The organism is Novosphingobium sp. (assembly GCF_030696665.1).
Lineage (GTDB): Bacteria > Pseudomonadota > Alphaproteobacteria > Sphingomonadales > Sphingomonadaceae > Novosphingobium.
The window spans coordinates 1-20,307 of sequence record NZ_JAUYRV010000030.1 but is presented as its reverse complement, the minus strand read 5'-3'; the positions used below and the strand labels follow the sequence as shown (position 1 = coordinate 20,307).

The window sequence follows — 20,307 nt, the reverse complement described above, 5'->3', positions numbered from 1 at the left end:
GGCGGCCTAACTCGCCAGCTTGCGCGCAGTTTCGATCGAGCAGGCCAGCATCCAATGCACCCCTGCCGGGGCGTAATCCAGTGTTACGTCAGCCTGAAGGCTGCGCGCGGGAATATGGCGGATCAGCGTCGTTCCAAAGCCATGTCGTTCAGGTTCACGGGGCGTCGGTCCACCGATCTCGCGCCATTCCATGCAGAAGTGGTCATCCCGTTCTTGCCATGACAGGAACACCGTTCCCGCAGGCGTGCTGAGCGCACCATACTTCATGGCATTGGTTGCCAGTTCGTGCAGCGCCATGCCAATGATTTCCGCGGCTCGTGGGCTAAGTGTCATCAAGCCGCCCGCAATCTGCACTTGTGCGCGGCTTTCGGGGGCCAAAATCGCCATCTGCGCATCAGCCAGTTCGCGCATCTGGATTGTCGACCAGCCGCGCCGCACCAGCAGATCCTGATTGGCGGCAAGGCTGGACAGGCGGCTTTCGAAGCGTTGCAGGAATTCGGGATCATTGCCGCCTGACCTGCGCGCGAGGGCCTGCACTACCGCCAGCAGGTTTTTTGAGCGATGGTTTACCTCCATCAGCAGGACGCGGATCTGCTCTTCTTTTTCGAGCATCTCGGTAACGTCGGTATTCGTGCCGAACCAGTAGAGGATCTGGCCTTGCTCGTCGCGGATCGGCAATGCGCGCGAAAGGAACCAGCGATAGCTGCCATCGTGCGCGCGCAGGGGGAAGGTGTCTTCCCATTCGCTCCCGGCGGCCATGCTGCGGGCGAAGTGATCCCTGACCCGTTCAACATGATCGGGATGGTGGACCTTGTCCCAGCCCCAGCCATCGGTGGAACCTTCAGGCACACCCGTGTAATCGTACCAGCGCTTGTTATACCAGCCGATCGACCCTGATGCTTCGGCCACCCACGCAAGGTGCGTGATGTTGTCGGCCAGCATGCGGAAGCGCGTTTCGCTTTCCAGCCGGGCACGCTGACCTTCGACACGCGCAGTGATGTCGCGTGCGATCTTGCTGGCGCCGACAATTTTGCCAGCCTTGTCGAACACCGGCGAGACGGTGAGCGAGACGGCAATCTGGGTGCCGTCCTTGCCACAGCGGAGGGTGTCGAAACTTTTGACCCTCTCGCCGCGCACAACCCGCGCGATGATATCGTCCTCTTCCGACTGGCGGTCAGCCGGGATCAGCTTGCGGATTGACTGACCGACCATTTCAGCCTCGGTGAAGCCGAAAATCCGCGTGGCAGCCGGGTTCCAGCTGAGGACTGTACCGTTCAGATCCTTGCTGATGATCGCATCGTCAGAGGACTGGATAATGGCAGACAGGTGCGCTTCGGCCAGCAAATCGGAATGCTCCGTTGCGACCCCACCCCCGCGTGGCACCTTAGGCAATCGCGGTTGCGATGCAACCGGCGACGCAGCAGATCAAAGCCCCGCCTTGCGCAGTGCCTGATCCAGGTCCTCGATGAGGTCATCCGGGTCTTCGAGACCTACGTTGAGCCGCAGCATCCCTTCGCCCACGCCCATGTCGGCGCGCGTTTCGGGGCCGACGCCATAGTGTGTGGTCGAGGCCGGGTGGCACATCAGCGAGCGCGAATCGCCAATGTTGTTAGAAATATCGATCAGTTCCAGCGCGTCGAGCAGGGCGTGGGCCTGCGTCAGACCGCCGTCGAGATGGAACGAGAAGATCGTGCCGCCCGCCTTCATCTGCTTCTTCGCCAGCTCATATTGCGGATGGCTGGGCAGGTGCGGATAGAGCAGGCGCGGCACACGGCCTTCGACAAAGCTGGCGACCTTCATCGCATTTTCGCTCTGGCGGTGGATGCGCAGGTCCAGCGTTTCCAGCCCCTTGAGCACGACCCACGCATTGAACGCGGCGATGTTCGGGCCGGTGTTGCGCTGGAAAGGGAGCAGCACATTGTTGATGAATTCTGCCGAACCGCAGACTGCGCCAGCCATGACGCGGCCTTGCCCGTCCATCATCTTGGTGGCGGAATAGGCGACAACATCCGCGCCGAAATCCATCGGGCGCTGCAAGGCGGCGGTGGCAAAGGCGTTGTCCACCACGGTGGTGATGCCACGGCTTTTTGCCAGCCCGCAGACGAATTCCAGATCAACCACGTCCATCGTCGGGTTGGCGGGGCTTTCGAAGAAGAACACCTTGGTGTTGGGCTGGATCGCGGCTTCCCACGCGGCATTGTCCGAAGCGTCGATGGTCGTTCCGGTGATCCCGAAGCGCGGCAGCAGGTTGTCTATCAGCCAGCGGCATGATCCGAACGCAGCCTTGGCGGCAACCACGTGGTCGCCTGCGGAAAGTTGGCAGAGCAGCGCGGTGGTCATCGCGGCCATGCCGGTGGCCTGCGTGCGGCACGCCTCTGCGCCCTCCATCAGGGCGATGCGTTCTTCCAGCATCTGCACCGTAGGGTTCTGCAGGCGGGAATAGGTCATACCCTCGGCCTCGCCCGCGAAGCGCGCGGCGACGGTGGCGGCATTGTCGTAGGCAAAGCCCGAGGTGAGGAACAAGGCCTCCGACGTCTCGCCCATTTCCGAACGCCACGTGCCTCCGCGAATCGCCTGGGTTGCGGGGCGCCACTTGGTGGTGATCGAACGGTCCTGGCCAGTCGTGCGTTTCATAGCGCTTGCCTTAGTTTTCCGGGAGCGCCCACGCAAGCGGCGGGATTGCGAACTTGCGGGCATCGGCCTAATCCACGCCGCAGATGACGACTTCTGTTTCCGAACGTCCGCGCGAGAAAGACCCCGCCCTGTGGTGTGCGGTGGTCGCTGCCGCTTTCTTCCTCGTTATACTTCACCGTATCGGCATTCCGTCGACGATGATGTTTGACGAGATCCATTACCTCCCCGCCGCGCGCCGATTGATCGATCTGTCCGCGCGACTCAATCCCGAACACCCGCTGCTGGCCAAGCAGCTGATCGCATGGTCGATGCAGCTGGTGGGTGATACCGCGTTTGGCTGGCGTCTGCCATCGGCAGTGCTGGGCGCAGTGGGCCTGTGGGCGATGATGCGCGGGCTGTGGTGGGCAAGCCTTTCGCGCACGGCCACGCTGCTCTTCGGCTTGCTGATCGCCACCAATTTCATCTGGTTCATGATGGCACGCATTGCGTTGCTGGATATGGCGATGGGCGGGTTCATGGCGCTGGCGGTGTGGCAATGGGCATGTGCGTGGCGCAATCCGTCAGGCAAGGCGAGCCGCGCGCGATTGCATCTGATGCTCACCGGCCTGTTCCTCGGCCTCTCGCTCGGCGCAAAGTGGAACGGCGCGCTGCTGGTGCCGCTGCCCGGGCTGGTCTTTGCGCTGAACCGCTGGGAAGCGCTGAAAGGCCGTCGCCTTGGCCTGATGTGGGCCTCACGGCAAACTGGTCCCGTCCCCGGCGTTTCGCTGATTGAGGCGGCTCTATGGCTCGGCGCGCTGCCTCTGCTGGTCTATTTCGCCACCTTCCTGCCTGCATTTTTCTACGAGAAAGACCCGCTCACCGTCGGTCGCCTGATCGAATGGCAGCAATATATGCTGCAATTGCAGGACAGCGTGAAGAAGCCGCACACCTACATGAGCGTGTGGTGGCAGTGGATGGCGAACATCCGGCCCATCTGGTTCCTCTATGAAAACATCGACGGCGCGCAGCGCGGCGTGCTGATGCTCGGCAATCCCTTCACGATGCTGGCAGGCCTGCCCGCCCTGCTGTTCTGTGCGTGGGACGGCTTTAAAGGCAACCGCCTGCGCCTGCTGGTTTTTGCCGCCTATGCCCTGCTGGTCGGTTTCTGGGCGATCAATGGCAAACCGGTGCAGTTCTACTACCACTACATGCTGGCCAGTTGCTTCCTTATGGCCGCCTTGGCGCTGGTTCTGGCCGAGTGGTGGGACTTGGGCCTGCGCTGGCCCGCCAAAGTCACACTGGTCCTCGCCTTCGGCATGTTTATCGGTTTCTATCCGATCCTCTCGGCGGCCGAGCTACCCCGCAAGGACTCGTTCCGCGATTACACGTGGCTGGATAGCTGGAAGTAGGCGGACCTTCGATGTTCGCCCCATGCGGGCCTGCGAAGCGCGATGTCCTGCGCGCCGGTGCTCCCGTACCGAAAGTACGCTCCGCTCCGGTGCTCGGAAATCACACTTCTCGGCTCCACCTGAAGCAAATGTCGAAGGCCCGGCAGGTCGTGCCAGATTGTAGAACAGGGGTCAGTACTTGCCCCACACAAAGCGTGAGGACAGCGCGAAGTTCCAGACCGAACCCAGCACGATACCCACGATCACCGCAACAACCGCCGGGAAGCCGATGGTCTTGAGCACCGCAGCCGAGCCGATGTTGGTCAGCAATCCGAGCGAGCAGGTGAGGGCGAACTGGGACCAACCGCGCAGCAGCGGGCCAAAGCCGCGCAACCGCTTGTCGGAATAGGTCAGTTCGTTGTTCAGCACGAAGTTGAACGTCATCGCGATGATCGCGGCCAGCGTATTGGCGGTGTTGAACGTCGCGCTTTCCGACCAGTTGCCATAGACGAAGCGTTCGCCGGCCACGATCTTGAGCAGCACCCACAGCGCGCCAAGCTGCACTGCAACGCCCATCGCGCCCACAGTGCCGAACAGCGCAAAGCGCGTCGGGATGATGCGGCCGAGCCACTTGTCATAAAGTCCGACGAGGAATTCAAAGATCACGGTCTGGTCCAGCTTGCTCTCACCCTCGGTCCGGGCGACAAAATTGAGGGGGAATTCCTTGACCTTCAGCGGCTTGTCCACCGTGGCCAGAATGTCGAGCAGGATCTTGAAGCCCACGCCGGACAGGCGGTGGGCATCGGCCCGCAGCGTTTCGGCCCGCAGCATGAAGTAACCGCTCATCGGGTCGGAAAGTTCCACCCCGGTCACCTTGTTGGCGATACGGTTGGCAAGGCCTGATGCTTTCACCCGGTCCGGGCGGCCCCATTCCGCCGTGCTTGCCCCTTCGGCAAAGCGCGAGGCATAGGCGATGTCGTATTCGCCGCCTTCGACTGCTGTCAGCATCTGTGGCAGCAAGGCCGGATCGTGCTGCTGATCGGCGTCCATCACGGCAACGATGGGCGCGGCGGTGGCGCACATACCCTCGATCGCTGCCGAAGCCAGCCCACGCCGCCCGATGCGTTCGATCACGCGCACGCGCGGATCGGACAGGCTGATGCGGCGGGCTTCCTCGGCGGTGCCATCGGGGCTGTTGTCATCGACAAAGATCGCTTCCCACGCCACGCCCTGAAGCGCAGCGTCGAGACGCGCGACCATAGGCGCGATGTTGGCGCGCTCGCGATAGGTCGGCAGGATTACGGCAAGTTGAAGCATAAGCGCGGGCCTTTAGAGCCTTGCAAGCACCGCGTCACCAACTTCTGTCGTTCCTGCTGTTCCGCCAAGGTCGCGGCCCAGCACGCCATCGGCCAAAGTCTTGGCAACGGCGGCTTCCACACGGTCCGCTTCAGCGGCAAGGCCGAACGAATGACGCAACAGCATCGCGGCGGAAAGGATCGTCGCCATCGGGTTGGCCAGACCTTGCCCTGCGATGTCCGGCGCGGAACCGTGAATCGGCTCATACAGTCCGAACGTGCCAAATTCGGTCTCGCGCTCACCCAGCGAGGCTGACGCCAGCAATCCGATGGAGCCGACGCACATCGAGGCCTGATCCGAAAGAATGTCGCCGAACAGGTTGCCGGTCAGCACCACGTCGAACTTGCCCGGCGCGCGGACGAGCTGCATCGCGGCATTGTCGACATACATGTGTTCCAACGCGACTTCGGGGTATTCCTTCGCCACCTCGATCACCACATCGCGCCACAGCTGGCTGGTTTCCAGCACGTTGGCCTTGTCGACCGAGCACAGCCGCTTGGCGCGGCCCATCGCGGTGCGGAAACCGATGTGGGCGATGCGGCGCACTTCGCTCTCGTTGTATGACATCACGTCATAGCCTTCGCGGTCGCCATTGGCGGCGGTGCGGAAGCCCTTTTCGCCGAAATAGACGTCGCCGTTCAGCTCGCGCACGATCACCATATCGATAGCACCTGCCACTTCGGGCCGCAGCGCGGAGTGGCCTTCAAGGCCGCTGAAGACCTTGGCTGGGCGCAGGTTGGCAAACAGTGTCAGCTCCTTGCGCAGCCCAAGGATCGCCTGCTCGGGCCGCAGATGCCGCTCCAGCGCGTCGCAATCTGGATCGCCTACCGCGCCAAACAGGATGCCATCCGATGCGCGCGCAATCTCCAGCGTTTCAGGGGGGAGCGGGTGGCCAGTGGCCTTGTAGGCTGCGCCGCCGACCACGGCTTGCGTCATTTCGATCCCGGAAATGCCGAGGGCTTCGATCACGCGCACGGCTTCGCGCGTCACTTCAGGACCGATGCCATCGCCCGGCAGAACCGCAATTTTCATCAAAAACCCCTTATGTCCGTTCCCGTCACCCGCTGCCGATGCGGCGCAGGCGCTCGATCAGAATCGCGCGCGCTCCCATAACATCGCCCGCCCGATCGGCAAGCAAGCGGTTGGCAATAGCCTTGCCCTGCCGCTCCAGCCGGGCGAGCAGGCTGCCCCACTCCTCCTCAGGTGGCGGGGCAGGGGCTGCGCCATAGCCGACCTCGCGCAGCAGCAGCACTTCATACCCCGCCAGCACCCGCGCCCAGCCTCTGGCCGATGGCGCGTGGCAGATCGCATCCAGCAGCGCGGCCAGCGAATCGTGCAGCAAGGGATAGGCGTGGCCTTCGGACAGTACCGATGCGGTCAGCGCGCAGGCCCATGTGATCCCTGCGCTCGGCAACGGCTCCGAAAGCCAAGGGCCGCGGCTGGCCACCAGCTCGACTCGGGCCGATGGCAACTGTGACGAGGCACGTGCACGCACTTCAATGGCGATGAGGTTGCCGGGAATCAGCACTGGCCGCAGTTCGCGCCCGCGCGCGCCTGCCACATAGGCGGCGGCAAGGCCGTGGTCGGCGGTCATCACGCGCACAATCGCGCCATGTTCGCCGTGCGGGCGCACTGAACAGACGATGGCAGGTGCGCGGATCAGCATGCCGCTTGCTCTGCGCTGCATTGTCTTTTCGGGCAAGCGGCGGAAAGATGCACAAGCGGATTGGAACATCGGACGTTCTGCGATAGTTTATGCAGCATGAAGCAGCTTTTCCAGCACGCCGCGATGACCGAAGGGGTCACGGTGCGAGTCGCCGTAAACTTTCTGCCCGAGCAATCCCGGGTGGAAGCCGGGAAATGGTTCTGGGTCTATCATATCCGTATTGAAAATGACGCGAATCAGCCAGTTCATTTGCTCTCGCGGCACTGGAGGATCACCGACGGCCGCGGCATGGTCAATTTCGTCGATGGTGATGGCGTGGTCGGTGAACAACCTGTGCTGCAACCCGGGCAAAGCCATGACTACGTGTCGGGCTGCCCGCTCGGTACGCATCATGGCAGTATGGAAGGGCATTACACCATGCAGCGCGCCGATGGATCGCTGTTCGATGTGGCCATTCCGTTCTTTCCGCTGGCGGCACCGGCTCCTGCAAACTAACGACGTTTCAACATGAAACGGACTCACCTCCCGCTGAACGGTCTGCGCGTTCTTGATGCTGCGGCAAGACACTTGTCGTTCACGCGCGCGGCAGATGAACTGGCGGTCACCCCGGCGGCGGTCGGCCAGCAGATTCGTGCACTGGAAGACTTGCTGGGCGTGGTCCTGTTCCGCCGCACGTCAAAGGGGCTGGAACTGACGGACGAGGCGATTGCCGGTCTTGATGCGATTCGCGAAGGGTTCCTGCGCTTTGAAGAAGGCGTGCAGGCGATGCAGGCGGGGCAGTCCAGCCATGTCTATACCATTGCCTGCCCACGGGATTTCTTTGCCGCGTGGCTTTCTCCGCGCCTTGCAGAATTCCGCGCGGGCAATCCGCAGATGCGCTTCTCGCTGGTCGGCGGCGATGCCGATATCGATTTTACCGAGGCCAATCTCGATCTCGCCGTGCGGTGGGCCGAAGGGCCGGGCGAACTGGAAGGAATGGCGCTTGGACAGCCGCTGATGGTTACCATCGCCGCGCCTGATGCTGCGCCTGATTGCCCGTGGATCGGCTGGCCCGGCGATCCGGCTCCGGGTGGTGGCGATGTCGGCTTTTCGGTGGGCGACGCCGGGACGGCGATCAGCGCGGCGCGCGCTGGCCTTGGCCGCGCGCATGTGCCGATGCAACTCGCGCAAGGAGCCATCGCCTCGGGCCGTGTCGTGACACATGGAGAACCGCAAGTTTCGCGGCGGAGTTACTGGCTGGTGGCACCTTTGCCGCAGTGGCGGCAGAAGAAAGTGCGGGCACTGGTCGAATCACTTTCGGCCTGATCGGAAACGTCAAGCGCAGTCTGTTCCCATTCGGTCCAGTTCCCGTGCCAGCCCTTACGGCCTGTTAACTGTCCGTCCTTAATCTACGCACCGATGAGCCATTGGTCGCGACATTTTGCCTTCATTTCCGCGCTGCGCGGCGGATGGGCACGGCGCGCGCGTGCGAACGGCGGTCGCTGGGGCCAGCACGAAGGTGACAGCTTCACGCTGGCCTATACCACCAGCCTCTCGCACCGCTTGCCGCTGCTTTACATGGTCGTGGCATTCAATGCCCTGCTGGTGGCCTTGCTGTTTCGCAGCGAAGTGCCTTTGTGGCTGAGCCTGTTTGGCCCGATGGTGCTGGGCAGCTTCGCTGTCTGGCGGGCGTATTACTGGCGGCCAAGCGGGGTGGCGGCGCGATCCTTGGCCGTGCTGCGGCGCGACTTGCGCATGATGAGCTGGCTTGGTGCCATTGCCGGGTTCATGTTCGCGCTATGGGGAATGGCGCTGTATCCCTTTGGAGATGCGGCCCAGCAGTCGTTCATCCACTATATCATCGCGGTGACGCTGTTTTCCGGCATCCTCGGACTTGGTCATTCGCCGCTTACTGCGCTGCGTATTGCCATTGCCATCACCATTCCCACCACCGGGCAGATCCTGTTCAGTGGCCATCCCAATGCGGTTCCGGTCATGCTGGTTCAGGTGGTGGTGACGACAATCCTGCTGCTGATCGCCAACGGCCATCACCGTGATTTCGTGCGTCTGGAACTCTCCCGCCAGCAGCTTGTCCGGCGTGAGCGTGAGGCCGCGCAGCTGGCCGAGGAGAACCTGCTGCAAGCCACGATCGACCCGCTCACCGGAGCGCTCAGTCGAAGGGCAATTCTGGCGCGGCTTGAGCACGAACTGTCACGGACCTGCGCCGTCACCGTCGACACCACAGCCAAGGCATGGCTGGCGCTGATCGATCTTGATGGCTTCAAGCACGTCAACGATACTTATGGCCATGCGGCGGGCGATACGGTGCTGGCCGCAGTTGCCCACCGCCTCGCCACGTTTGCACGCATCCGAAGTTTCGGAAGGCTTGGCGGTGACGAGTTTGCAGCCATCATCGATCCCGAACTGGACGAAGATGGCGTCCGCGCTCTGGCCATCGAAATGTCCGAATCGCTTCGCGCGCCGGTGCTTCATGCCGGCGCGGTTCTGCGTCTCTCCGGGTCGATCGGAGTGCACCGCATGGATGGGCGCAGTGTCAGCGATTGCCTCGAACGCGCTGATGCCGCGCTCTACAAGGCCAAGGAGCAGTCCGATGGCGCGGTGATCGTGTTCAGCCCCGAAGACGAGGCCGAACTGCTGAATCGCGCCGCCATCACCCGGCTGTTCAACGACAGCGATCTGGCCGATCGGCTGCGCCTGCTTTACCAGCCGATCATCGATGGCGAGACGGGCGGCGTGACCGGCTTCGAAGCTTTCGTGCGCTGGAGTCCCGATGGCGAACGCTGGCTGGCCCCCGGCCAGTTCATGGCGCTGGCCGAAGCAACCGGCCGCACCGGAGAGCTGACCCGCATGGTCATGGCCCGCGCCTTGCGGGAATGTCGTGCGTGGGAATATGGACGCACCCTTTCGATCAATCTGGCCCCGCGCGATGTGATGCGCGCGGGCACCGCCGATGCACTCGCCCGGCTGGCCGAAGAAGCCGGCGCGCCGCCCAGTTCGATCATCCTTGAAGTGACCGAACGCGCGCTGATTGCCGATCCCCGACGCGCCGAAGCCCAGCTCCAGACCTTCCGCTCAAAAGGCTTCCGCATCGCGCTCGATGATTTCGGCGCAGGCTGGTCCAGCCTCAGCCAGGTCCACCGCCTGCCGCTCGACATGATCAAGATTGATCAGGAACTGTCCCGCGCATTGGTGAGCGATCCCGGCGCGCGCACGCTGGTCGGAACGATCATCTCGCTGTCATGGCAGCTTGGCATCGATTGTACCATTGAAGGCGTTGAGGATGAGGCGCAGGCGCAAACCGCCCGTGCGCTTGGTATCCGGCTGATGCAGGGCTATCACTTCGGGCGGCCTGAACCAGCCGACACTGCGCTTGCTGTCATGACTGCTGCCCCCGGCAACCAGCCGGTTACCCTGCGGGCCTGAAGCCCTGCTGCCTCAATGCTCCAGCACAATCGGGCGCGGTGTGCCCGGCGGATGGATGCGGCGGAACAGCTTGCCCTTCTCGCTGTAGAGCACGAGCAAAAGGCTGAGCACCCCACAAACCAGCAATGCCACCGCCAGCGGCCGCGCCGAATCGTTGTAGGCTTGGCCCACCACGATGCCGATGGTCGATCCGATTACCATGCGCAGGAAAGCGTGCATCGAATTGGCCGACCCTGCCGTGCTGGCAAAAGGCTGCAAGGCGATCGAATTGAAGTTTGCGCCGATGAAGCCAATCAGGATCATGTTCAGGATCATCAGCGGCATGAACTGCCACAGCGTCTGCACCGGCAGGTTGGCAAACCACAACTGTGCCGCGCTGACGACGATGAACACCAGCACTGCCATGTGCGATACGCGCCTTGCGCCAAACCGCTCGACGATGCGTGAATTGGAAAAGTTCGCCGCCGCCATCATCAATGCAGAAAGGCCGAACAGCAACGGGAACGTCTCGCCCGCGCCGAAGTGTTCGGCCACCAGTTGCTGCGAACAGTTGATATATCCGATCAACGCGCCAAACGTGACCGCGCCACCCAGAACATAGCCGATGGCCGAACGGTTGGTTGCCGCGCCTGCCATGTTCACCGCAATCGACATCGGGCGAATCGGCTGACGATATTCGGGGTTCAGCGTCTCGGGCAGGCGCATGAACACCCATGCCGCCATCACCAGGGCCATCACGGCAAGAAACACGAAGATCCAGCGCCACCCGGCAAACAGCAGCACCACTTGCCCGATGCTGGGCGCGAGCATGGGCACCACCAGAAACACCACCGAGATTATCGACATCTGCTTGGCCATCTGGTCGCCCGAAAAGCGGTCCCGGATGATTGCGCCGGGCAGCACAGCCAGCCCGCCGCAGCCCATAGCCTGCAACACGCGCATCACCAGCAGCGCGTCGAACGATGTCACCAGCGCGCACCCGATCGAAAACACCACGTAGATTCCGATGCACCACAGCAGCACCGGCCGCCGTCCGTATCGGTCCGCCAGCGATCCGGGAAACAGCGAGGCAAAGCCCGACGCGAGCATGAATGCGCCGATCACCAACTGCCGCCGGTTGGGGTCGGTAACGCCAAGATCTTCGGCCATGAATCCCAGCGCGGGCAGCATCGCGTCCACGGCCAGCGCCTGCAGCGCCATCACCAAGGCCATCATCGCGATTGTCTCACGCTCGCCCATCGTGCGCGGGCGGGTCGGATCATTGTTTGCAGGCATAACGATCTAGTGGCCCAGATCGGCCACGATTCCTACCCTTTATGTTGCGCTGCAAAAGGGGCTAGCGTGACGGCATGGAGTCGCCAGCCAAAGATCTTGAACCTGACCGCACAGCGACCGGCATCCGCAAAATTATTCACGTCGATATGGATGCTTTCTTCGCCAGCGTGGAGCAGCGCGATGAACCCTCCCTGCGCGGACTTCCGGTCGCGGTTGGCGGCTCCTCTGGCCGAGGCGTGGTTGCCGCGGCCAGTTATGAAGCGCGCAAGTTCGGCGTGCGCTCGGCCATGCCGTCGGCCCGCGCGGCGCAGTTGTGCCCCGATCTGATCTTCCGCAGGCCGCGCTTCGATGTGTACAAGGCCGTGTCGCAGCAGATCCGCGCTGTTTTTCTGCACTTCACCCCGCACGTCGAACCGCTCTCGCTGGATGAGGCCTATCTTGATGTGACCGACGACGTGCGCGGCATCGGGTCGGCCACGCGCATTGCCGAACTGATCCGCCAGCGCATCCGTGCCGAGACCGGTCTCACCGCCAGCGCGGGTGTTTCGTACAACAAGTTCCTCGCCAAGATCGCGAGCGATCAGAACAAGCCCGATGGCCTGTGCGTGATCCGTCCGGGTGAGGGCACCGCCTTCGTCGCCGCGCTGCCTGTCCGCCGCTTCCACGGGATCGGCCCGCGCGGCGCGGAAAAGATGGCCAAGCTGGGCATAGAGACCGGCGCAGACATCAGGGAAAAAGACCTCGCCTTCCTGCGCGCAAACTTCGGCAGTCTTGCCGACTATCTCTATCGGGCAGTGCGCGGCATCGATCTGCGGCAGGTGAAGGCTGATCGCCCGCGCAAATCCGTCGGTGGTGAACGCACGTTTGAGCGTGACATCTCTTCAGGCAGCGCGCTGCGCGAAACGCTGGAGCATATCATCGACATCGTGTGGGAGCGGATCGAGCGCAGCAGCGCAAAGGGCCGCACTGTTACGCTCAAGATGAAATACAACGATTTCAGCCCCTGCACCCGTGCGAAATCATTGCCCCGCACGATTGCCGACCGCGCCGAATTCGCCGCGCTCTCCCGCGAACTGCTCGATGCGCAATTGCCGTTGCCCAAGCCGATCCGCCTGATGGGGCTGACCCTCTCTGCGCTTGAGGGCGAGGATCCGGACGAAGCCGAAGAGGCCGCAATCGTCCCGGTGCTTCAGGCCGAATTGCCGTTCTGACGCCCCTTCGCAATCATCTCACGCACCGGGCCGCTGGTATTCTCAGGCAAAGCATCGGGCGCGAAGAATCGTGCCTCCTCAATCTCGCGCCCGTCCGGGGCAGGCGTGCCGTCGGCCTGTCCGCTCACCAGTTCGATCAGGTTGGTCCAGCCGTTGCGATTGATCGTTACTGTGCCAACGTGCACTGCCCCCCGCAAAACGCAGCCCGTCTCTTCGCGCAATTCGCGCGCCGCTGTGCCCAGCGGGCTTTCATCGCGGCCAAGCCCGCCGCCGGGCAACATCCATGTATCGCGCGCATGATAACTGTGCCGCACCAGCAGCACGTGCCCCTCGGCATTGGCGGCAATCACGTTGCATCCACGCACCTTGCGCTTCGTCAGCCGCCACCAGTGCAGACGCAATCGGTGCGCGGTGCGTAGCGCCATGCGATGAACCGGGCCGGGCAGAAAGGACAGCATCTGGTTGACTCTGACCCATCGCGTGCTGCTTGTCATCCGCTTCGGCGGCGGCTGGTCGGGATTGCCATTCCTTTGTCACACCACCGTAGCATTTGACTGCTTGGGCTTCACGAAGGATCGATTGGCGGCAGGCGTTTGTGAATCGAGGCCATGCAGCTATGCCTGCGCTTTCGGAAGGGAAAACGCGTTTGAGATTCGGGGGAATCACGCTGGGAACGCCATTGGCACGGCCGGGAAACATTTCCGGCTTGCCGTCACTGCACGCCGTGCTGTGGTGGGCGCTGGCCGTGGTTATCGCACTTCTCGGCGCGGCCTTGGTCTGGGCGCTGGTCACGCCAGTCTCGCCGCTTGGCAACTGGAAGCCGCAGGGCGTGCGCATGATGGCTCCTTCTGCCCGCGCCGCCCTTTTCGCCAGTGTCGATCCGTTCAACCGTGGCGCACCTATCGCACAGGCCGAATCCGCAGGCGCGGTCACTTCGCTTGCGCTTACCCTGTTTGCCACGCGTGCCACGCCAGGCGGCGGCGGCACTGCAATCATTGCAGGCGGTGACGGGTTGCAGCAGGTCTATCGCGTCGGGGCCGAAGTGCAGCCCGGCGTCACCCTCGCCGCCGTTGCCTTCGATCATGTGGAACTTGCGCGCAACGGCGCAAAGGAACTGCTGTATATCGACCAGTCCAGTGCCGCACCCGATGCGGCCAAGGTGGTTGCCGCCAATCCCGTCGCCCCGCCGCCGGCAACCGGCACAGCGGGTGGTGCAATCAGTGTCGATGCCCTGCGCTCTGGCGTAAACTTCGGTCCCCGTGCCGAAGGTGGGCGCGTCATCGGCCTCGAAGTCCTGTCCTCGGGCGATGGCAGCACGTTCCGCGCCGCCGGATTCCAGCCCGGAGACGTGATTCAGGCCATCGATGGCAAGCCCGTTACTGGCGCGCCAGATGCCGCCACGCTCTCTGCCGCACTGCGTCCCGGCGCTTCGATCTCGGTCACCGTCAAGCGCGGTGATCGCCAGCTTCCTCTTGCGATAACCCTCGCTCCATGAATGCTTTCACCATGAACCTGCGTAAGCTTCTCGCTCCGAAGATGCTCCTCGGAGCCGCCGCCCTCGCGCTCGCCGTACCGCAAGCCGCATTGGCGCAGTACACGCTCAACGTGCGCGAGGCGGACATCCGCGCTTTCGTGGCTGATGCTGCCGAAGTCACCGGCCGCACCTTCATCGTGGACAGCCGCGTGCAGGCCAAGATCAGCGTCGTGTCTGATCGTGCGCTCAGCCGCTCGGAATACTTCGAAGTGTTCCTTTCCACCCTGCGCGCCAACGGCCTTGTCGCCGTGCCCACCGGCAACGGTGCATTCCGCATTCAGCCCGCCGATGGCGCGGCCAGCAATCCTACCCGCATCGGCAGCCGTGGCGCGATGCAAAGCCAGATGGTCACCGAAGTGATCCGCCTGCGCGCGGTGGACGCGGCGCAAGCGGTGGAAACGCTGCGCCCGCTGATCAGCAAGGAAGGCGCAATCACCGCCAACAAGTCCGGCAATTCGCTGGTGGTGGTGGACTATGCTGACAACATGCGCCGCATCCGCGCGCTGCTGGCCGATATAGACCGTGATAACGCCGCCACGCAGACCGTGATGCTCGATCACGCCGGTGCGCGCGAAATTGCCACGGCGCTGACGCAACTGGTCCCTGCAGGCGGTGAAGGCGGGCGCTCGCTCGCCACCGTCGTCGCGGTGGACAGCGCCAATGCCGTGCTGATGCGCGGTGAACCGGCCACGCTGGCCAAGATGGCCGCAATGGCGCGCCAGCTTGATGCCCGCGCGGCAGCGGGCGGCGAAATCAAGGTCATCTGGCTCGACCATGCAGATTCGGCTGTGCTCGTTCCCGTGCTGGAACGCTTACTCGGCGGGCAGGGCGGCGGTGAAGTTACCTCGGCCAGCGCTGCGCCCATCTCGCTTGGCGGCGTGGGCGGCAGCGGCACGTCATCTGCCGGAACGCAAGGCTCCACCGGGCAGGCAGCGGCCGCCGGCGGCAATGCCACCAGCCCCATCGGTGCAACGGCTGGCGGGCTCGGCAATGGCCCGATCAAGCTGGCCAACGGGCGCGGCACCGCCACGATCACTCGCTATCCGGGTGCAAACGCCATCATCATTGCCGCCCCGGCTGACGATCAGCGCCGCATTACCGATCTGATCCGCCAGTTGGACATGCCGCAGCAGCAGGTTCTGGTTGAAGCGATCATCGTCGAAGTATCGAACAACGTGGCGCGCGAACTGGGCGTTCAGCTGCTGTTCGGCGGCAAGGACAAGCCGTTCACCGTCACCAACTTCTCCAACTCCTCGCCCAACATCATCGATCTGGCGGGCGGGTTTCTGGCAGATACGCTGAACCAGACGACGACCGTGATCAACGGCGATACGGTAACGACATCGACCAACAGCACCGCCGGTGATCTGCTGCTGGAAAACGCCGCCAGCAAGGCGCTTTCGGCCAGCGGAGGCTATACCGGCTTCCTGACCGAGTTGGCCAAGGACACCTACCTTGGCGCGCTGATCAATGCGGTGCAGACGGACAAGGATTCGAACATCCTGTCCACCCCGCACATCACAACCAACAACAACGTCCCCGCCTCGATCCTGTTCGGGCAGGAAGTGCCGATCACCACCGGAGAGGCGCTGTCGGGCGGCAATTTCAGCGATACCTTCCGCACGATCCAGCGCCAGAACGTGGGCATCGAGCTGGACGTAACCCCGCAGATCAACGCCGGAAACCTCGTGCGGCTGGACCTGCGGCAGGAAGTCAGCTCGATTGCGGGCACCGTCTCACGCACGTCGAACGAACTGATCATCAACAAGCGTGAGATCAAGACGACCGTGACCGTGGGTGACCGCGAGATCGTGGCGCTGGGCGGGTTGCTGGATGATAACGAGCAGCGCACCCTGCAGAAAGTGCCGTTCCTCGGCGATCTTCCGATCATTGGCGAGGTCTTCAAATCCCGCGCGCGCAGCCGGGTGAAGACCAACCTGATGGTGTTCATCCGCCCGACGATCCTGCGCAATGCGGCTGACCGGCAGGCACTGGCCGCGCGCCGCTATGGCACCGTGCGCGATGCGCAGACGACGTTTGATCCCAAGCGGGAACCGAGCATCGACGAGTTGATCGTGGATTACATGGGTGCGAGCCTGCCCGCTGCACCCTCTGCACAAGTGGCGGTGGTGGCTCCCGGCGATACGCTGATCCGCCCGCGTGCAACGCCCGGTCCGCTCGAACAGTCCGAACTTCCGCCGAGCAGCGCGCGGGACTGATCCGGTGGACAGCGCGCAGGACATCGAGGGGCTGACCGTGCAGGTGGAAAATGCCGTGCCGCATGTGCCCTATGCCTTCGCGCGGGACCGGGGCGTGCTGGTGGAAAGCGTGACCGACACCGAGATGGTGGTGGCCCTGCGTGAGGGTGGCGATCCGCTCGCATTGCTGGAAATCAGGCGTGTTTCCGAACGACACCTAACTGCACATAAAGTGCACCAAGGTGACTTTGAGCGTCTGTTGTCAGAGGTTTATGCGGTCGACGGCGCCGCTGCCGCAGTGGCCGGTGACATGGGCATTGCAGGCGACGGACTGGACCCGCTCGCCCTCGGCCTCCCGTCTGCCGAAGACCTGCTGGACAGCGCCGACGATGCGCCCGCCATCCGCCTCATCAACGGCCTGATCGCCGAAAGCTTGCGTCAGGGCGTGTCGGACATCCACATCGAGCCGTATGAAACCGCGCTGGTGGTGCGGATGCGCGTCGATGGCGTGTTGACCGAGAAATTGCGCATGCCGCCGCATGTCGCGCCCGTGCTGGTCAGTCGTATCAAGGTGATGGCGCGGCTGGATATTGCGGAACGGCGCGTGCCGCAGGACGGGCGCATCTCGTTGAGTTTGGGCGGAAAACTGGTCGACGTCCGAGTCTCCACCCTGCCCAACCGCGCGGGTGAGCGGGTGGTGATGCGCCTGCTCGACAAGGAAAACGCCGGGATCGATCTGGTCCAGCTTGGCCTCGACCCGAAGGCCGAGGACACGTTGCGCCGCGCGGTGGCGGAACCCAACGGCATCGTGCTGGTCACCGGGCCTACCGGTTCGGGGAAAACGACCACGCTCTACGCCGCATTGCGCGGGTTGAACGATGGCGCGCGTAATATCCTGACTGTGGAAGACCCTGTGGAATACGCTGTGGATGGCGTGGGGCAGACGCAGGTCAATTCCAAGGTGGGGCTGACCTTTGCCGCCGGTCTGCGGGCGATTTTGCGGCAGGATCCCGATGTGGTGATGGTCGGCGAAATCCGTGATCGGGAGACGGCTGACATTGCGGTGCAGGCATCGCTGACCGGGCATCTGGTGCTGTCCACCGTCCACACCAACGATGCGGCGGGCGCGATCACGCGGATGCGCGATATGGGGGTGGAGCCGTTCCTGCTCGCCTCCACTCTGCGCGCGGTGATTGCGCAGCGGCTGGTGCGGCGGTTGTGCCCCCACTGCCGGGAAGAGCGTGAGATCGATCCCGGCATGGCCGAAGTGCTGGGCATCAAGAAGGTACGGATGGTCTGGACCGCCAAGGGTTGCGAACACTGTGCGCAGACTGGCTATCAGGGCCGTGTTGGCGTGTTCGAGGCGCTGCGGGTGGATGATGTGATCCGCCAGATGATCCACGACAATGCCGATGAAGCGGCGATTGCGCGCCACGCCTTTGCGGATTCGCCCACGCTGGCCAAGGCGGTGCGGCGCATGGTGCTCGATGGCGTGACCAGCCCGGAAGAGGCCGCGCGTATCATGCGGCGGGACGGCTGATGGCCCGCTTTGCCTATCACGCGATTGACCCCAAGGGGGCCGAACGGCGCGGCGCGATCGAGGCGGCGAGCGAAGCTGTGGCGCGTGACAAGCTGACCGCGCGCGAATGGTTTGTGGTGACGATCAGCGCCGATGCGGTCACTTCGGCCCGGCGCGCGGCGACCAGCACCAGCGGCATTGCGTGGTTCGCCACCAAGCTTTCGGCCAAGCAACTGGCGCTGTTCACGCGGCAATTGTCGTCGCTGATGGTGGTCAGCCCGCTGGAAGAAACCCTGCGCACGATTGCGCGGCAGACCGAAAAGCCCAAGGCGCAGGGGATTTTGAGCAACGTCCACGCCGGGATCACCGAGGGTTTGCCCTTGGCCGAGGCGATGCGGCGCGAAGAGCCGAGCTTTCCGCCGATCTACCGCGCGATGATTGCGGCGGGCGAGAATTCCGGCAGTCTGCCCCAGATTGCCGACCGTCTGGCCGATATGCTGGAAAAACAGGCGATGGTGCGCGGCAAGATCATTGCGGCGCTGGCCTATCCCATAGTGCTTTCGCTGGTGGCGATTGCCGTGGTGACCGGGTTGATGATCTCGGTCGTGCCGCGCGTGGTGGAGCAGTTTGACAATGCGGCGCGGCAATTGCCGATGCTGACACGCGTGGTGATCGGGATTTCGCAGTTTGTGAGCGCGTGGTGGTGGGCGTTGTTGCTGCTGATGGCGCTGGGTGTGCTGGGCTTTGTCCGCGCACTGCGGCAACCGGCGTTCAAGCTGCGCTTTGACGGCGGGCTGCTGCGCATACCGTTCATCGGCAAGTTGATCCGCGATGTTCATGCCGCGTCTCTGGCGCGTACCTTGGCTACGATGATCGAGGCGCGGTTGCCGCTGGTCGATGGGCTGCGGCTGGCGACGCGCACCGTTTCCAATGCGGTGCAGGCGCAATCGCTGGCGGGGATTTCCGAGAAGGTGCGCGCGGGCGGGTCGCTTTCCACCGCGCTGCGTGAGGCTGGGACATTTCCGCCGCTGCTGGTCTATCTGGCGGCCAGTGGCGAGGCGGCGGGGCAACTGGGCACCATGCTGGAGCGTGCCGCCGATTATCTTGAGCGCGAGTTCGAGGCTTTCACCGCGGCGATGATGGCGCTGCTGGAACCTGCGATTATCGTGCTGATGGGCACGGCTGTGGCGCTCATCATTCTGGCCATCCTGCTGCCGATTTTGCAGCTTCAGAACCTTACCGGACTTTGACCATGACCGACCAAACCGCACCTGAAACTCCCGAAACCGAGGACAAGCGCCGCCGCAACGGCTTCAGCCTTGTCGAACTGATGGTGGTGATCTTCATTATCGGCCTGCTGGCCACGGTAGTGCTGATCAACGTGCTGCCGAGTCAGGACAAGGCGATGGTGGTGAAGGCGCGCAGCGACATTTCCACGCTGGAACAGGGCATGGAAATGTACCGGCTCGACATGGCGAGTTATCCGGGGTTGGGCGAAGGGCTGAACGCGCTGAAGACGCCGCCCGCCAACCTTTCCATGCCGCAGAACTATCGTTCGGGCGGTTACGTAAAAGACATTCCTACCGACCCGTGGGGCCATGCTTATCAGTATCAGGCACCGGGGCGTGACGGGAAGCCGTTCGAGATCTTCTCGCTTGGGGCCGATGGGCAACCGGGCGGGACCGATCTGAACGCTGACATCTACGCTGGTCAGAACTGACGACAGATGGCTGTTGCCACGCCTTATGATGATGGGCTGATTGTCCTGCTGCCTGCACAGGCCGATGCGCCGTGGTGTTGGTGGCGTGTGGGTGAGAGCGGGCTTGGCCGTGAAATGGCCTTTGACGCGCAAGCCGAAAGCGCGCCGTGGGGCGCGGCTGGTGCGGTGACGGTGCTGGTTCCGGCGGCGGATGCTCCGGTAATCGACAAGCCGCTGCCCGATATGCCGGTGGCGCAGGCCCTTGCGGCGGAGCGGCTGGGGCTGGTGCAGGGCGGGCTTGAGGCGGCACAGCATGTCGCGGTTGGCGCGCACGACGGGCGCTTGCTGGCGAGCCGGGTTGCTCCGGCGGCAATGGATCGCTGGCTGGCCATGCTGGCAGGGCACGGGATTGATCCGCAAGCTTT

General features: G+C 63.5%; 17 protein-coding genes and 1 pseudogene. 11 read left to right on the top strand and 7 right to left on the bottom strand.

The annotated features are described in order from the left end of the window. Positions 1 to 6: 6 nt before the first annotated feature. Positions 7 to 1,344 (bottom strand): PAS domain S-box protein, encoded by a 1,338-nt coding sequence (locus tag Q8R81_RS07995; RefSeq protein ID WP_305616901.1) that lies wholly within the window; start codon positions 1,342 to 1,344, stop codon positions 7 to 9. 81 nt (positions 1,345 to 1,425) lie between these two features. Further along, positions 1,426 to 2,634 carry a PLP-dependent aspartate aminotransferase family protein gene (locus tag Q8R81_RS07990; RefSeq protein ID WP_305616900.1) on the bottom strand — a complete coding sequence of 403 codons (1,209 nt, stop codon included), beginning with the start codon at positions 2,632 to 2,634 and terminating at the stop codon, positions 1,426 to 1,428. 83 nt (positions 2,635 to 2,717) lie between these two features. On the opposite strand from Q8R81_RS07990, the gene Q8R81_RS07985 reads away from it, so the two are divergent. After that, positions 2,718 to 4,022, top strand: coding sequence for a phospholipid carrier-dependent glycosyltransferase (locus Q8R81_RS07985; protein WP_305616899.1), 1,305 nt, complete (start codon positions 2,718 to 2,720; stop codon positions 4,020 to 4,022). A gap of 171 nt (positions 4,023 to 4,193) precedes the next feature. On the opposite strand, the gene Q8R81_RS07980 is transcribed toward Q8R81_RS07985, so the two are convergent. The 3 genes from Q8R81_RS07980 to Q8R81_RS07970 are packed head-to-tail and all read right to left on the bottom strand — an operon-like array spanning position 4,194 to position 7,023. Then, complete coding sequence (locus tag Q8R81_RS07980) at positions 4,194 to 5,318, bottom strand: glycosyltransferase family 2 protein (RefSeq protein ID WP_305616898.1); 1,125 nt, start codon at positions 5,316 to 5,318, stop codon at positions 4,194 to 4,196. A gap of 12 nt (positions 5,319 to 5,330) precedes the next feature. Continuing rightward, on the bottom strand, positions 5,331 to 6,389 hold the full coding sequence (leuB, locus tag Q8R81_RS07975; RefSeq protein ID WP_305616897.1) for a 3-isopropylmalate dehydrogenase: 1,059 nt from the start codon (positions 6,387 to 6,389) through the stop codon (positions 5,331 to 5,333). A 25-nt stretch (positions 6,390 to 6,414) separates the two neighbouring features. Then, complete coding sequence (locus Q8R81_RS07970; protein WP_305616934.1) at positions 6,415 to 7,023, bottom strand: DNA repair protein RecO; 609 nt, start codon at positions 7,021 to 7,023, stop codon at positions 6,415 to 6,417. A gap of 96 nt (positions 7,024 to 7,119) precedes the next feature. On the opposite strand from Q8R81_RS07970, the gene apaG reads away from it, so the two are divergent. From apaG to Q8R81_RS07955, 3 genes are all read left to right on the top strand, one after another. After that, complete coding sequence (gene apaG / locus Q8R81_RS07965; RefSeq protein WP_305616896.1) at positions 7,120 to 7,518, top strand: Co2+/Mg2+ efflux protein ApaG; 399 nt, start codon at positions 7,120 to 7,122, stop codon at positions 7,516 to 7,518. 12 nt (positions 7,519 to 7,530) lie between these two features. After that, entirely contained in the window at positions 7,531 to 8,328 is a 798-nt protein-coding gene (locus Q8R81_RS07960) for a LysR family transcriptional regulator (protein WP_305616895.1), read from the top strand. A gap of 93 nt (positions 8,329 to 8,421) precedes the next feature. Beyond that, a complete protein-coding gene (locus Q8R81_RS07955) occupies positions 8,422 to 10,446 on the top strand; it encodes a bifunctional diguanylate cyclase/phosphodiesterase (RefSeq protein ID WP_305616894.1) in 2,025 nt (674 codons plus the stop codon). A 12-nt stretch (positions 10,447 to 10,458) separates the two neighbouring features. Here the strand turns inward: Q8R81_RS07955 and Q8R81_RS07950 are convergent, their stop codons facing one another. Next, complete coding sequence (locus Q8R81_RS07950) at positions 10,459 to 11,721, bottom strand: multidrug effflux MFS transporter (protein ID WP_305616893.1); 1,263 nt, start codon at positions 11,719 to 11,721, stop codon at positions 10,459 to 10,461. A 74-nt stretch (positions 11,722 to 11,795) separates the two neighbouring features. Here Q8R81_RS07950 and dinB point away from each other — a divergent pair, with 74 nt between their 5' ends. Beyond that, positions 11,796 to 12,932: a DNA polymerase IV gene (dinB, locus tag Q8R81_RS07945; RefSeq protein ID WP_305616892.1), complete on the top strand. Its 1,137-nt coding sequence runs from the start codon at positions 11,796 to 11,798 to the stop codon at positions 12,930 to 12,932. On the opposite strand, the gene Q8R81_RS07940 is transcribed toward dinB, so the two are convergent. Next, positions 12,911 to 13,390 (bottom strand): NUDIX domain-containing protein, encoded by a 480-nt coding sequence (locus Q8R81_RS07940; RefSeq protein ID WP_305616891.1) that lies wholly within the window; start codon positions 13,388 to 13,390, stop codon positions 12,911 to 12,913. The two genes, dinB and Q8R81_RS07940, sit on opposite strands and share 22 nt — an antisense overlap. Positions 13,391 to 13,638: 248 nt before the next feature. Here Q8R81_RS07940 and Q8R81_RS07935 point away from each other — a divergent pair, with 248 nt between their 5' ends. From Q8R81_RS07935 to Q8R81_RS07910, 6 genes and pseudogenes are all read left to right on the top strand, one after another. Next, complete coding sequence (locus Q8R81_RS07935; RefSeq protein WP_305616890.1) at positions 13,639 to 14,427, top strand: type II secretion system protein N; 789 nt, start codon at positions 13,639 to 13,641, stop codon at positions 14,425 to 14,427. A gap of 11 nt (positions 14,428 to 14,438) precedes the next feature. Then, on the top strand, positions 14,439 to 16,685 hold the full coding sequence (gene gspD, locus Q8R81_RS07930; RefSeq protein WP_305616889.1) for a type II secretion system secretin GspD: 2,247 nt from the start codon (positions 14,439 to 14,441) through the stop codon (positions 16,683 to 16,685). 37 nt (positions 16,686 to 16,722) lie between these two features. Continuing rightward, complete coding sequence (gspE, locus tag Q8R81_RS07925) at positions 16,723 to 18,204, top strand: type II secretion system ATPase GspE (RefSeq protein WP_371135336.1); 1,482 nt, start codon at positions 16,723 to 16,725, stop codon at positions 18,202 to 18,204. Continuing rightward, on the top strand, positions 18,204 to 19,433 hold the full coding sequence (gspF, locus tag Q8R81_RS07920; protein ID WP_305616888.1) for a type II secretion system inner membrane protein GspF: 1,230 nt from the start codon (positions 18,204 to 18,206) through the stop codon (positions 19,431 to 19,433). Before gspE ends, gspF begins: the two co-directional genes overlap by 1 nt. A gap of 2 nt (positions 19,434 to 19,435) precedes the next feature. Next, on the top strand, positions 19,436 to 19,903 hold the full coding sequence (gspG, locus tag Q8R81_RS07915; RefSeq protein ID WP_305616887.1) for a type II secretion system major pseudopilin GspG: 468 nt from the start codon (positions 19,436 to 19,438) through the stop codon (positions 19,901 to 19,903). Positions 19,904 to 19,909: 6 nt separating this feature from the next. After that, a pseudogene (locus Q8R81_RS07910) lies at positions 19,910 to 20,307 on the top strand (hypothetical protein); the annotation flags it as partial.

Excerpts from the sequence above, each read along its gene's own strand:
- leuB (WP_305616897.1), bottom strand. The coding sequence starts at position 6,389 with ATGAAAATTGCGGTTCTGCCGGGCGATGGCATCGGTCCTGAAGTGACG.
- Q8R81_RS07990 (WP_305616900.1), bottom strand. The coding sequence starts at position 2,634 with ATGAAACGCACGACTGGCCAGGACCGTTCGATCACCACCAAGTGGCGC.
- Q8R81_RS07985 (WP_305616899.1), top strand. The coding sequence starts at position 2,718 with ATGACGACTTCTGTTTCCGAACGTCCGCGCGAGAAAGACCCCGCCCTG.
- Q8R81_RS07950 (WP_305616893.1), bottom strand. The coding sequence starts at position 11,721 with ATGCCTGCAAACAATGATCCGACCCGCCCGCGCACGATGGGCGAGCGT.
- apaG (WP_305616896.1), top strand. The coding sequence starts at position 7,120 with ATGAAGCAGCTTTTCCAGCACGCCGCGATGACCGAAGGGGTCACGGTG.
- Q8R81_RS07940 (WP_305616891.1), bottom strand. The coding sequence starts at position 13,390 with ATGCTGTCCTTTCTGCCCGGCCCGGTTCATCGCATGGCGCTACGCACC.
- Q8R81_RS07960 (WP_305616895.1), top strand. The coding sequence starts at position 7,531 with ATGAAACGGACTCACCTCCCGCTGAACGGTCTGCGCGTTCTTGATGCT.
- dinB (WP_305616892.1), top strand. The coding sequence starts at position 11,796 with ATGGAGTCGCCAGCCAAAGATCTTGAACCTGACCGCACAGCGACCGGC.
- Q8R81_RS07970 (WP_305616934.1), bottom strand. The coding sequence starts at position 7,023 with ATGCTGATCCGCGCACCTGCCATCGTCTGTTCAGTGCGCCCGCACGGC.
- gspF (WP_305616888.1), top strand. The coding sequence starts at position 18,204 with ATGGCCCGCTTTGCCTATCACGCGATTGACCCCAAGGGGGCCGAACGG.
- Q8R81_RS07955 (WP_305616894.1), top strand. The coding sequence starts at position 8,422 with ATGAGCCATTGGTCGCGACATTTTGCCTTCATTTCCGCGCTGCGCGGC.
- gspG (WP_305616887.1), top strand. The coding sequence starts at position 19,436 with ATGACCGACCAAACCGCACCTGAAACTCCCGAAACCGAGGACAAGCGC.
- Q8R81_RS07980 (WP_305616898.1), bottom strand. The coding sequence starts at position 5,318 with ATGCTTCAACTTGCCGTAATCCTGCCGACCTATCGCGAGCGCGCCAAC.
- gspD (WP_305616889.1), top strand. The coding sequence starts at position 14,439 with ATGAACCTGCGTAAGCTTCTCGCTCCGAAGATGCTCCTCGGAGCCGCC.